This window comes from Bacteroides sp. 2201st1_D9_2201SCRN_220225 (assembly GCF_040928965.1).
Classification (GTDB): Bacteria; Bacteroidota; Bacteroidia; order Bacteroidales; family Bacteroidaceae; genus Bacteroides; species Bacteroides stercoris.
On record NZ_JBCODG010000099.1, the window covers coordinates 1 to 12,608 of the forward strand.

The following is a 12,608-nucleotide window of genomic DNA, read 5'->3' on the forward strand; positions in this document are numbered from 1 at the left end:
AGGTCATTCGCGTCCGATCACCGTTGCAGGGGAGTCAAAACGGTACTTGAAAAAATAGTGGGATGCTTCGTCAGGGAAGATGGGACTCTGGACCGCGACAAACTGGAAGAATTCTGGAGAAAGTATGTAAACAAGTAAATATATAATATACTTATTAAGTAATATACTTTATTTTAAGAACAATGAAGATATACGGATACATATTGGCAGCTTCACTCGCATGCACGCTTTTTTCATGCGGAGAGGATGGGGTATTGCCGGAACCCGAACCGCCGGTGGTAGGACCGGGAGACAAGGATGAACCGGATGAAAAACCGGACAAAATACAGTTGGGCATTACCGCATCGCTACAACCGATGTCGCAAACCAGAGGAATCATAGAGGCATTCATGCTGGGACATAACATGGGTGTCTTTGTCGTTACGGATGGAGCCGGCCAGACAACAAAGAACGCCTCTTATCTTTTTGATGGGAAAACTTGGAACGCAGACCGGGATGTACCGGTGGAAGGAGATGCCGATGTAGTAGCATATCTGCCGTATGACAAAGCTGTGACCGATTATGCGAAGGTTGCTTTCGACTTGACGGACCAGGACGACATATTGTACGGAACAGCTAAGGTGACAAAGGATATTCCGACTGCAAGTCTGGAAATGAAGCATGCGATGACATTGGTACGCGTACGCCTGATGAAAGACGAATACATGGGTACGGGACTGGTATCGGATATGACTTTCAAGAATGTATATACGGCTGGGACGCTTGATGCCACGACAGGAACGATAACAAAGGATTACGGAACCGGACGGGGGATAATCAAGGCCGGTGGGAACTACATGCTCAATGATGCCAACCCGGTGATTGTGGATGCCATCCTTATGCCTAAGCCGGCACACGACGAACCGGTATATGTAAGCTTCACCATTGACGGGCAGGAACATACCTATACATTCCCTGTACTGCATGAATGGCAGGCAGGTATGAAATACACCTATACCCTGAAGATGACAGGAAACTATAATTCTCCGGTAAACAAGGAACAGGTTGATATTGATGTGGAATATTGGAGCCGGTATGGTAAGACGGATGAAATCATACTCAATCCGAATCCGGACGACTATCCTTTCAAGATATGGCCGAACTATACGGAATATGGCTATGATTGCTATCAGAATGAAGGAAAAGTTTTTGGAACCTTCTATACCCCCTTCTGTGATGACGGTGAAGGAGAACTGCGCTTTGTATTCATGAGGGAAGGAACCAATGAGATAGTGGAGAAGTTCCAGCCGATAGACATCAAAACCAATGGCGCATGGGACGGCAAGCGTATCCAGTGCTATGTCACTTCTGCTCCCGGAACATACCGGCTTGTTCCACTGTTCCGTAAGAAAGGAGAAACAATGTGGTGCAGAGCTGTGGGATATTCTTACGGTAGTACGGACAAAGAGTGGCTATATGAAGTAAAAGTACCTGCACCGGATAATCTGCCGGCATTACGCGATATAGAATTGGAAGGCCAAGATAATACTACCTTTTTATCTTATCGTATCCCTTTTAATCAATCATTCAATATAGTCTTTACTTTATCTAACAAGGGAGAAAAGACCTTGAAAGGAAAAATAAAAGCTGTATGGGAACGGGAATTTAAACTTGCCTCTAACTCATATAGACCAAGTATTCAGAAAAAAGAAGCCGTTAATGATAATGAGTGGAATGACGAGATTGGAAAAGTTGATATAAATATCCAACCAGGTGTACGATTTTGGAAAGGTATTATAGAATGTAAAGTCACTCAATACTATCCAATGCCTCATGTGAATGGAACAGAATATGCTGGACCAATAATTCATCTTTATTGGTTGCCTGACGGGGCATCGGAATGGCAACTTCTCAGATTGGATGCAGACTATTTGTTCAATCGTAATCATGTAAATGGAGATATTTGGGATGAAACATTAAATTATATAAATGTATCCCTTGCAGAATGGTATAATTAAATATTGATAAACAAGTAATTACAACAAGTATATATAGATAATACAAATAAAGATACAATTCATTTGGCATTAAAGTAAGATGAATTTAAGGTGGAGAGATCCCGCTGCAGTGATGCACCGGGATTTCGTTATTTTTAATTCCAACAGTACTATTACAGCGAATTTTGTAACAAGTACTCTTCCCGAACCAGCAGGGCCATTTGATATACTTATTAATCCGTTTGCAAGCAACTCTATGAATTATCAATATTCCGCAAATGGTAATTTCGGAACAGGTAGTGCTCATCCTGTATTTTCTTTTTATGAAGGCGAGCATGTATTGATATGTGCTTATGATGGCAGCAAGCTAATTGCATCATATGAATTTATGATGCCAGCACATGGCTTGGTATTTGGATTTGATGATAGAGTTCCAGAATTCATATATGTCGAATCTATGTAATATAATAACCATAGATTATAATTTGTGTTTTGTAGATAGACTGAGATTTGTTGTGAAACAGGTCTCAGTCATTTATTATAATATTATCTTCTAAAGATAAATTATAATCTGGGCATTAGGCGTTAAATTCTCATTTCAACATAATTAAACCTTTATGAAGGCTTCCTTTACAAACAGCGGGGAAGCCTTCATTCAACCGGAGGCTACAGTTGTTATTTGGTTTATAAAACCAAAATATTATAAGTTATTCCATCATAAACATATGTTTCTCCATTACTCTTCTCAATACCATTCACATAGATATTCCAGCCCCAACTGCCACCATTGGATACGCCAAGCCAGAAGTTATTGTGATCCGATTCTTTTTGTCCGGCTTTTAATGTTACAGTAGTAGTTCTTTCATAACTTGTTTCTTGAGGTGGATCATAACGGTCATCCCATTCTATTATTGTTTGCCAGGCAGTGAGTTTAACTTCGAAAGGCAAAATCACACTTGAACTGATATACATATTTTCAAATCCACCATCGGCCAGTTTTCCATGAAAGTAGATATCTATGGAATTTATACTGAAATTCGCTGTAATAGTACTGTTGGTTTTATTAATCTAAATACGTTCATTCCAACAGTACTATTACAGCAGGGTTTGAATTGGAAATTCAAAATATTGAAATTGTACTTGCTGCTCCGTATTACGGTGACAGGTGCGATTTTGAGCTAAAGAGTAGTGCTCCTGTAACCACTGATATTACAGTGACTCAATGGATTCATTATATAGAAGAGAATGTTTGTGAAGGAAGAGTGGATTATGAGACGGACATGCTTATTGAAGTGACTATACCCAAAGGAGAAAGTTATGCTGTTTACTCTGTATCTACCGGAAATGATTCCTGTACATTGACAAGTATATATGCAGAAAAGGATAATAAACCTATCATGAAATGGGAAGGGCAAACGATTAATAATGGAAAATACACTTCTACAGGTGGCTGGTTTTAATAATTGTGAGGGTGTGTCAAAACCCTCTTTTTAACAAAATCACCCCTGCTACAACTATGTGTGACAGGGGTGATTTTCTTGTTTTAGGTGTTTTGACACACCCTCATCTATTGCTATTTCCAGTCATCCGTACCTAAGACAAACCGATAGTTTTCGCTTGTAGTATTGTTCCATGGATGTTTCTTTTTATCAATTGTATATTCCCAGCTGTAATATCCCCCTGTGCTACCAGAAGAAATTTGTATAACATTTGATTTTGTATCTCCAGCATTTATTGTCAAAGTTTCATTGCTTTTGAACCAATTTTGAAGATTTTCCTCGCCAGTGATATCATCATATTCATACATGTAACTTGTAAAGGATATGGTAGAAGATATATCGGTTGGAACAGGGCTTTCTGCTTCAATGTAAAAGTCATAGCCACCTCCATATTTATGACTATCCGCTTTTGCATTAATGATAATTCCCTGTTCTTTAAATATGAATTTAGCAGTAATAGTACTGTTGGAATGAACGTATTTAGATTAATAAACCAACAGTACTATTACAGCGAATTTCCAACAAGATATGGTTGAATTTGAATATAATTTATATTATAATGAAAATGAATACTATTATTCAATAAGTAAGCCTGTTCCTTTCGATATTGTAATTAGCGAACATATACGTTCGGATGAAGGGCATGGGGCAGATGCAAGAAGCATAATTATAGCTGGTACCACGAAATCAGATATTAATTATTGTGAGCCTAATTTTCCTGGCAACATTATTCAGCATTACAAAGTAATCGAAATAGAAAACCAAACATTCTATTCTGAATATGCTTGTATAGAATATCTCGGTAATAGATATAAAATCTATGTAAAATTTGATATGCTTCCTTCTATTTATATGGATTAATGAAAATTATCATGAAAGTATGAAGCTGAAGCTTTTTCAGCTTCATACTCTTTTAAAAGATATAAGTAGGTATATAAATTACCATTTTAGATAATTATATCTATCATCAGAAAACTCTTTAAAGTCCATATACCAATCATCTAAGCTTGTAATAACAGCCTTACCGGGTAAGTATGGAATAGTCGTGCCCATTTCATCCGGCATGAAAATGAATTCCCATGCAGATTGGCCAACTGTTAATGTTTCCGTCCAAACTCTACAATCAAAATATTGATCAGGCGGTTGCATGCCTCCCCATTCGTCCTGTTCATCTACATAAAATACTCCTCTTGCAGAATATTTGATTGTAATAGGAGAAGCTATTGGAAAGCCTGAAGTTACTTCTAACTTAAGACTTTTAGAACTATAAACAGACATCTTTCCTTTAATATAGTTATCTAAGATCTTCACTTCAAACTTTGCTGTAATAGTACTGTTGGAATTGACGATAAGTTATTAGCTTCTGAAAGAAAAAGTTCGGGCTATTCTTTTCTCCGCTTTTTCCAATTCTCTAAATCTTATTTTAGATATAGAATTATAAATTGTAGCTTCATTTATATCTGCATATGTTTCTGTAGTACGTATATTGGTGTGTCCAAGAATTTCTTTAATGGTTGTAAGCGGTGTGTTATGATAAAGCAAAAGAGTTGCTGCAGTATGCCTTCCAGTGTGAAAGGAAATATTCTTTTTCCCACGGAAAAGCTTTTTATAAATTCGTTTAATAATCCGATTACACACAGCATTAGATGGCATATGGAAAAGTTTTCCTCTGGTTCTATGAAATAATCTCATTACTCCCAGTGCTCTTCCTGAAAACATTTGTTCAATGGGCACAAAAACTTTTTGACCTGTTTTTTTCATTGTAAGGAAAAGCCAACGTTTATTCCTGATCCGTTTGATATTTGAATACTCAACCGAACAAATATCAGAATAACGTAAACCGGTCAAACAAGAAAAGAGGAAACCTGCAAGGATTTCTTTTTCTCTATCTGCCATAGTTTCAAATTCTGTTTGCAAATACTGATAAAGAATGACCAATTCCTTACTCGTCAGACTTTCTTTAAACGTTTTTTCTTGTTTAACACTGCACAAGCTGAACAGTTCTTCTATTGAGAGCTTCAGGTAGCCTTTTCGGCATGCTTGGTGAAATGCTTTCTTCAGATGTTTCATGTGTTTAATTATAGTGTTGGCTCGCATTTTTAAGGATAAGAGGAATAATTCATAACCGCATACAAATGCTTTATCTATGTTACAGAAACGTGCGGCGGGAGCATACTCTTTCAAGGTATCAAGAGTTCGAAAATAATTTTTACGAGTAGAGTCTTTTATATTAATATCATGGCATATATCAGAAAAAAAATCAATGAATGTATTGTAATTCTTACTGGTATCTTTTTCTGGTAAGGTTGATTTTACTTGATCATAATATCCACCTAATTCTTTATCTTCCAAAGATACCTCTTCAGCTATTTCCCATACTTCAGATATTGAAATATTAATTTCTTTATCTCCATTGAATAAGTATATATTTCCCTTGATTTCACTAATATCAGTTTGTGACAAGAAGTCCGTAATGCAATTACGTATTTTAGTTGCCAATATATCAATTCGCTTCATTTTTGCTTCAAAAATACTTCTTTTTATGTGATTTGAGAAGTAAATAAATCATGAATGAAATTAGCTTAGAACCAACAGTACTATTACAGCAAAATTTGAGCGAAATGCTACGCCTATTAATCTTACTATAAAAGAGTGGGGAGAGTCCTCTGGAAATGCCGGTTATACAAAGATTAAATTTGAAGTAAACTCCTCTGTAACTGTTTCTTTAGAAGTAACCTACTTAGTTAAGTACGAAACCTGGAGAGATGACGGGACAACTGACGGTGCAGCTACCTCTATTACTATTGGTGCAAATAAAGAGCTGGAAATAGACTCGTATGATGATGATGGTTATGGTAATGGTGAAAGAAAGACTTCTACTTTAGAACGATTTATTATAAAAGCCAACGGCACTATTATATATGACGATACGAATTTTCCTGTTAATGATAGTATCCACAATGGCTACCAAATAAATGTTACAAATATTAACGGTTAGTATTTTCTTAGAAATTTATTAAAAGGCTTCTTTCCAATGTGGAGAGAAGCCTTTTGTTATACCAAGCAATTTATTCTATTCAGCACAAATGTAATTATATTGAGAATCGGAGAAATTATCGAAATCTATCCAGGCAGAGGATATGGTTAATAGAATAGCGTCACTTGGCATCCCCGGTTCTAATGTACCATATACATCCGGAATAAATGAAAATTCCCATTCGGATTCTCCAACGTTCAAAGTTTTAGTCCATGTTCTACTATCAAAATAATCTGTAGGTGGCTGGCTGGGTTCGTGTGGATCATCGTAATATGTAAAAGTACCTTGTGCACTGTATGAGATTGTGATAGGAGATGCGATTGGATAATCAGCTGAAACTTCTACAGTAATGCGGAGACCAGGGCCTAAGGCAAACCGAGCACCAATTACATTATCCTTTACATTTTGTTCAAATTTAGCTATAATAGTACTGTTGGAATTATGCAAGGTTGCAGTAGTACTTGAACTTCCTGTATTTGCGATAGTTACATCACCTTCCGTAACTGTCCAACCGGAAAATTTATACCCTGTATTTGGAGTTGCTGTAATATTGATTGCATTTTCCACCTGGTAGCTGTTTGTTCCTGATGGGGAAACCGAACCACCAAGCCCCGCATTAACAGTCAAATCACGTTTCTTTTCTTTGAATCCACAATGAAAGGTATGATCCTGACCACCCAATGAGACTTCAAATGAAGAAGCGGAACTTTGTGCATAATCATACTTTTGAGGTTCATTCGTAGGTCCACCATAGAAGTAGTTTACCTCATATCCCGGATTAGGATATGCGGCTACTGTTGGTTTTGCTGTTCCATTATACAGCCCTGCTCCCGTTGCATATCCCCCAGTAAAATCAACCCTTCCATCCGAAGAACGGGTTGCTACATCTTTCATGCCTTCCCCTTCAATGGTAATACGTGTATCACCGGTAGGAGTCGGTCTGTCACTTCCGGAGTCCTGCTCCAAAACTTCATCACTCTGGCAGCCTACGAACATTGCCGTCAATGCCGCCAACAATAAGAATTTTACTTTCTTCATAATTAATTGTTTTTAAAAGATTTGTTATAATTGCATACAGGATGCTCTTCTGAATCATTCAATATCTCCGCCTCGATACGGGCTTCGAACGTCGCATAAAGTACGAACCGGTTATCAAAATAATAGGTGTTCCTTACCCTGCTGAACTTTATCTCCGCCCCCATCAGGCGGAGCTCTTCCAGATAATTGCTGATGGTCCTCTCGCTTACCCGCACTTTGGCGGCCAGTTCACTGAGGCAGCCTGTACTTTCCATCCGGATTAAGCGGTACGTCCGGTTGATCCGCTCTATGTAATTGACAACCGACAGATTAGTCATGGCTTGTCCTCCTGTCCGGTTATGCTTAAAAACTTCCGGAAATACCTTTCCTCCAAATACAGGCATTCCATTAATGCTCCTTTCCCTTCCCGTTCATACATACGCCGCAGGAGAGGGAAGTCCGTCACATAGAGGTTCCATCTTATCTGGCTTTTCGCCCTGCCGTCGAGTGACTGTGTATCCGCACCTTCCATTTCATATTCCACAGAAAAGAAAAACAGGTTCTTCAGCCCGTATTTCTCCAGGAAAGCCAGGTCTTTCGGGCAAGCCTTCAGCCCGTCGGAAGCGATGCACCGCAGAATAAGCTGTTCTATTTCATCTTTGATTGTCATATCCATACCAATATGGTTTTATAGTTTTGCCGTATTTCCTTATTTCATAATGTAGGTGATAGCCGGTACTTCTTCCCGTATTCCCTGCAAAGCCGATTACAGCCCCTTTTACGAGTTTTTCTCCTTTTGTGGTGTAATACGCGGCCAAATGAGCATACAGTGTTTCAAAGCCGTAAGAATGCCGTATAACGACACATCTTCCATATCCATCTTTTCTCCCTGCGAAAGTAACCGTACCCGAAGCGGTAGCATAGACGGGGGCGGCCAATTCCACTGCCATATCGATTCCCGAATGGAAAGTGTTTTTTTTCGTTACGGGATGAATCCTGCCGCCATACTCGCTGCTGATACGGAACTTGTCTTTCAGGGGGCAGGCCAGTGGGAGTTTGTCCGTCATTCCGTACTGGGAAAGTATGTCCCGGTAGTCTTCCAAACTCTCCAGACGTTCACACTTCCCGAGTGCCACATCAAGCAGTTCCTTTCCGCCATCATGCCCGGAGAAAGAAAAAGGGAAAAACAATATGAACATAAGCGTTCTCATCGTGCTATCCTCCTTAATATCCTGTCGGCTTCCTCTTCCGTTTCCTGCTGTTTTCTATTCCTGAATACCTCTTCTGCATCCAAGAGTGACTTATTCTTCAGCTTATATAGGAAGTGCCGGCCACCGTTCTTTTCCTGAATCTCGATGACAAGTCTCTTTTTATCCGGAATGGTGAATTTGTTCATGGCCACGGTAAATGTCCGGCTCTCGTGTGCCGGTATCTCCTCCGGATAGTCGAAGGTGAACAGGATATTCTGCTCGAGTTGCTGCACCGCCGTTTTCTTGCGGATCTTGGCATCCTGAATATAGAACCTCATAAAATCCGTCGTATAACCGATTTGGGTACGGTTTGTCAGCGTCATGCGCAACAGCAGTATGTCCGCGTCGATAAAGATATTTCCAATCTCGAACTCCATGCCGGCATTCTTGTCTTTGAGTTCCAGATCCAGGGGTAGCCGTTTACCGATTGCTTCCCTGATCCTTTCTTTCTGTTCGCTTGAACGCTCCTTCTCATCAAGTATGGCCACTTTCTGTGTATCCTCCCTGTCAATAACGAAACTGAAACGCTCCGGAGTAGGGACGTAATGCAAGTTGAATGTATAAAACCTGCCCCCTTCAACCACTACGGAAATATTCGTATCTTCCGTATAGGCCTGCATGGCCTTTACCGCCAGAATGTTATCCACTCCCTCGGCTTTCTCTACTTCCACATTCGTACTGCCGTAGTCCACATAGGAGACTGTGGCGGGGAAGATAAGAAACAGTTGCTTGTCTTTGCCCACCGGCAGGGTATGCGGTGCGGGAGCCTCCCCGTTTATACGCATATAGCTTTCTTTCGGGTGCGCATTGTAACGTATGGCATAAGAGTAGAACTTCGTATCGGCGGTCACCACAGAGAGGTTCGTTTCACCCGGAAAGTTCTCCTCCGCAGCCTTCAGGCGTATAATCTCCGGACAGTTCGTCACTTTCTCACCGATAACGTAATCTCCACCGATGCTGTAGTATTTCACTTCGGTAGGAAATATCAGGTGCAGCGTCTTTTCATAGCCGATTTCCAGAGGTATGGCGGTGAGCTCTTCTATTTTCTGGGCTTTCCCTGAAAGAAAACTCAGGAGAAAAATGCCTGTGATGTAAATTCTGTTTTGTCTCATATCTTTCTTTAAAATTTCTATCTTTGCGTGCAAACTTTGAAATGATCCTTATATGGCCAATACTGATTATCTTACTCTTTTAACTGAAGCCCATGATTTTACCGTCCGTAATTTATATGGGGGAACTTCCCATTGTACCACTGATTTGTGTCTCAAGCAATATGATGATGCAAGTATCCGGGAAGCATGTAAGCTTGTACAAAACATGCTTGCAGCAGTACATCCCTTTTTTATCTGTAATAAATGCCATTTCATTTGTTTAGGTGCCAATAAGCTACTTCTTAATAATCATTTCCAGCCAGTTCTGACAACCGGTTACATATTACTTAATCATTGCGAGAAAGAATATTATACAGACCGGGAAGAACTGTTTAAACAGCTTAAAGGGATTCAGCGTCCTATGAAATTGCAATATCATGTGTGGCTGACTCTTGGAGACTATATAATAGATCCTACCTATATTACCACCCATCGTATTCTTAATCCCGACACTTATCCCCAGCAGGAGTCTTATGACAACAGAATAATTCTCTTTAAACATACAGCCGGATTGTTTAAGTTTGGTAACGACACTCTTGAATATATTCCCCAATTAACAGGCGCTTCACTTTTTGAACATCAGATGTTTTTGTAGGCAAGGCTTCAAACGTTCGGAGTAGCTGCTGATTTCCAGTAGTGCCGGATCGACCATGTCGAAAATCCAGTGTGACTGGCGTATGAGCAGTTCAACCCTCACAGGTGCATCGTCCGGCTTCAACTCAGGAAGTCCCGGTAATCCTGTCATATCCGGAATAAGGCATTGGGATGTGGCTGGTTCCTGAAGATACAAGCAGACCTTTCCGCCCCTTTGTGACACTATCCATGCGGGAAAGCATGCTTCCGGTTCATACTCCGATTGTTCTATACCGGTATCATCCGTTCCCGGATAGCGGAGCCTTATCCGATACCTCACTGCCATTCCGGGTGTTGAACAAATCCACGGATATTGTTCATCCCAGTCATAAACCTGATGAAAAGCAGAGATGTCAGGGGACAGTATCTTTCCCGGAACATATTTCCCATCTTCAGTAAAACGTATCCTGTCATTCGCATACAAAATGGCTTTCTCCCCTGAAGTGAACATAATCCATACAAATATCCCTTCCTTCATTAAATCGCTTTTTTTATCCGTTTTCTTCTTGACTTCTTCCGAATACTCAGGATATTCAAGAAGAGGGCTTGCCTTGCGTATCAGCAGTTCAACCCTTACGGGTATACCGTCCCGCTGCAGTTCAGAAAGGCCCGGCAGTCCTGTCATATCCGGAATGTCACATGGCCCTGTGGGTGGTTCCTGCAGGTACAGACCGTTCTTTCCGGTTTTCTCTCCTACGATCCATGCGGGGAAGCATATTTCCGGTTCATCTTCCGATTGTCTTATATCGGTATCATCCGTTCCCGGATAGCGAAGGCGTATCCGGACCCGCATTGACACTCCGTATTCAGAATCAGAGAAAGAAAGAAATTTGAAAGTGTCATCCGGTGTGAGGATTTCATATAGTACGGGAAAATCGGGAGCCAATAACGCTCCATGCCCGATTTTCCCATTCTCTGTATGTACTTTGTTATCCATACGTAGGGCTGCTTTACCGTCTTTGGTAAATACGGCCCATAGGATGACACCTTCTTTCATCAGACTACCCTTAAATGTGTTTTTATCATTCATCGTACTTCCTATTATTAACTTACTATTTCTTAATCAATGCGATAATTCCTTTTCTCTCGGCTTGACTCTCCATCACACAAACATCCATAAATACAGAGAACAACAGGTTTTATGAAATAGAGATATCGGGCTTTCTAAAAGTTCATATCACATTAATTTTAAATCATTCATATTATCAAACTCTTTCAGGAACCGGGCCACATCCGTAGCCATCGGGAATATCCCGTCAAAGAGTTTGTACATCAGCTCCGGTTTTTGCGGCCGGTTCTGATACACAACCACTTTCTTGCCGGCCCCCTTCATCCATCCCGCCTCGGAATGCGCGGAAGCCCCGCAGGGAAGTACAAGAACACAAACATCAGCCCACCTCATGGCATCGAAGTCCGATTTAAATCCTGCCCTGGCAAGCGGGTGCTCCAACGCATCCAGGTGTTCATCCGTATCCATCTGCTGCCAGTTCTCACTAACCTGCGACCAGCGGAAATCCGTTTTTCCCTCCGGGTTCATGAAATCGTACACCTCGTGCCCTTTCCGGCGCAGAAAAGACACTATCGATTGCTGGTATTCATTTTGCCAGCTGCTTGCCACATAAACCTTTGCCATTGTTTCAATTTTTTCAATATGTTATAAGTGTTATTTCCCTTTTCTCATCAAAATGGTTATCTTTGTACCAACTACGTCATAAATAAAATATTCTAAAATTTTGCATTGTTTCCATTCCGTCCGGCTCGTGAGAGTCGGGCGGAATCTTGTATCATTCAATCTTCTAATTCTCCGCTTCCTTCAGCAATATCCGATAGTTGGTTTTGATTGTCACCTTTATCTTACGTATATTCTTGCTTGCAGCCGACTTGGTGGCACTGATGACACTGTTTGCCGCCCCTGCCACAAGCTGGCTGCCTACATCAAATCCGCCGGCAATGTTAGTGCCGGCCCCACTTACTCCGGCCGCTTCCGCTTCCTGTATCGTTTCCGCCTTGGCATTTCCCGGGACGTAAATCCCTTCCATTGCATC

General features: G+C 40.6%; 17 protein-coding genes. 5 read left to right on the forward strand and 12 right to left on the reverse strand.

Translation table 11 applies throughout. The features are described from left to right. Positions 1-182: 182 nt before the first annotated feature. Positions 183-1,997: a fimbrillin family protein gene (locus AB5903_RS20445; protein WP_368118185.1), complete on the forward strand. Its 1,815-nt coding sequence runs from the start codon at positions 183-185 to the stop codon at positions 1,995-1,997. A 79-nt stretch (positions 1,998-2,076) separates the two neighbouring features. Beyond that, complete coding sequence (locus AB5903_RS20450) at positions 2,077-2,439, forward strand: hypothetical protein (protein ID WP_368118186.1); 363 nt, start codon at positions 2,077-2,079, stop codon at positions 2,437-2,439. A 221-nt stretch (positions 2,440-2,660) separates the two neighbouring features. Here AB5903_RS20450 and AB5903_RS20455 read toward each other — a convergent pair whose 3' ends face one another. Further along, positions 2,661-2,948 (reverse strand): hypothetical protein, encoded by a 288-nt coding sequence (locus AB5903_RS20455; RefSeq protein ID WP_368118187.1) that lies wholly within the window; start codon positions 2,946-2,948, stop codon positions 2,661-2,663. A 140-nt stretch (positions 2,949-3,088) separates the two neighbouring features. On the opposite strand from AB5903_RS20455, the gene AB5903_RS20460 reads away from it, so the two are divergent. Continuing rightward, the gene (locus AB5903_RS20460) at positions 3,089-3,436 is read left to right on the forward strand and encodes a hypothetical protein (RefSeq protein WP_368118188.1); all 348 of its coding nucleotides are present in this window, start codon (positions 3,089-3,091) and stop codon (positions 3,434-3,436) included. A 113-nt stretch (positions 3,437-3,549) separates the two neighbouring features. Here the strand turns inward: AB5903_RS20460 and AB5903_RS20465 are convergent, their stop codons facing one another. Further along, positions 3,550-3,783: a hypothetical protein gene (locus AB5903_RS20465; RefSeq protein ID WP_368118189.1), complete on the reverse strand. Its 234-nt coding sequence runs from the start codon at positions 3,781-3,783 to the stop codon at positions 3,550-3,552. Positions 3,784-4,003: 220 nt separating this feature from the next. On the opposite strand from AB5903_RS20465, the gene AB5903_RS20470 reads away from it, so the two are divergent. Beyond that, positions 4,004-4,336 (forward strand): hypothetical protein, encoded by a 333-nt coding sequence (locus tag AB5903_RS20470; RefSeq protein ID WP_138349973.1) that lies wholly within the window; start codon positions 4,004-4,006, stop codon positions 4,334-4,336. Positions 4,337-4,414: 78 nt separating this feature from the next. On the opposite strand, the gene AB5903_RS20475 is transcribed toward AB5903_RS20470, so the two are convergent. The 7 genes from AB5903_RS20475 to traN all read right to left on the reverse strand — a co-directional run bounded on the left by AB5903_RS20475 (position 4,415) and on the right by traN (position 9,891). After that, complete coding sequence (locus tag AB5903_RS20475; protein WP_221646951.1) at positions 4,415-4,786, reverse strand: hypothetical protein; 372 nt, start codon at positions 4,784-4,786, stop codon at positions 4,415-4,417. 45 nt (positions 4,787-4,831) lie between these two features. Next, entirely contained in the window at positions 4,832-5,992 is a 1,161-nt protein-coding gene (locus AB5903_RS20480) for a tyrosine-type recombinase/integrase (protein ID WP_368118191.1), read from the reverse strand. A gap of 556 nt (positions 5,993-6,548) precedes the next feature. Next, the gene (locus AB5903_RS20485) at positions 6,549-7,550 is read right to left on the reverse strand and encodes a hypothetical protein (RefSeq protein ID WP_368118192.1); all 1,002 of its coding nucleotides are present in this window, start codon (positions 7,548-7,550) and stop codon (positions 6,549-6,551) included. A 2-nt stretch (positions 7,551-7,552) separates the two neighbouring features. Continuing rightward, entirely contained in the window at positions 7,553-7,867 is a 315-nt protein-coding gene (locus AB5903_RS20490) for an HTH domain-containing protein (RefSeq protein WP_368118193.1), read from the reverse strand. Beyond that, positions 7,864-8,205: a hypothetical protein gene (locus AB5903_RS20495; RefSeq protein WP_368118194.1), complete on the reverse strand. Its 342-nt coding sequence runs from the start codon at positions 8,203-8,205 to the stop codon at positions 7,864-7,866. Before AB5903_RS20495 ends, AB5903_RS20490 begins: the two co-directional genes overlap by 4 nt. After that, positions 8,183-8,740 (reverse strand): M23 family metallopeptidase, encoded by a 558-nt coding sequence (locus tag AB5903_RS20500; RefSeq protein ID WP_368118195.1) that lies wholly within the window; start codon positions 8,738-8,740, stop codon positions 8,183-8,185. Before AB5903_RS20500 ends, AB5903_RS20495 begins: the two co-directional genes overlap by 23 nt. Next, positions 8,737-9,891, reverse strand: a complete 1,155-nt coding sequence (gene traN / locus AB5903_RS20505; protein ID WP_368118196.1) for a conjugative transposon protein TraN — start codon at positions 9,889-9,891, stop codon at positions 8,737-8,739. The genes AB5903_RS20500 and traN overlap by 4 nt, the downstream gene beginning before the upstream one ends. Before the next feature lie 52 nt (positions 9,892-9,943). On the opposite strand from traN, the gene AB5903_RS20510 reads away from it, so the two are divergent. Then, on the forward strand, positions 9,944-10,525 hold the full coding sequence (locus AB5903_RS20510) for a hypothetical protein (RefSeq protein ID WP_368118198.1): 582 nt from the start codon (positions 9,944-9,946) through the stop codon (positions 10,523-10,525). On the opposite strand, the gene AB5903_RS20515 is transcribed toward AB5903_RS20510, so the two are convergent. The 3 genes from AB5903_RS20515 to traM form a co-directional block, all read right to left on the reverse strand. Then, complete coding sequence (locus AB5903_RS20515) at positions 10,496-11,593, reverse strand: hypothetical protein (protein ID WP_368118199.1); 1,098 nt, start codon at positions 11,591-11,593, stop codon at positions 10,496-10,498. The two genes, AB5903_RS20510 and AB5903_RS20515, sit on opposite strands and share 30 nt — an antisense overlap. A gap of 147 nt (positions 11,594-11,740) precedes the next feature. Next, positions 11,741-12,196 carry a hypothetical protein gene (locus AB5903_RS20520; RefSeq protein ID WP_368118200.1) on the reverse strand — a complete coding sequence of 152 codons (456 nt, stop codon included), beginning with the start codon at positions 12,194-12,196 and terminating at the stop codon, positions 11,741-11,743. Positions 12,197-12,359: 163 nt separating this feature from the next. Further along, on the reverse strand, positions 12,360-12,608 hold a 249-nt coding region (gene traM, locus AB5903_RS20525; protein WP_368118201.1), incomplete at its 5' end, for a conjugative transposon protein TraM.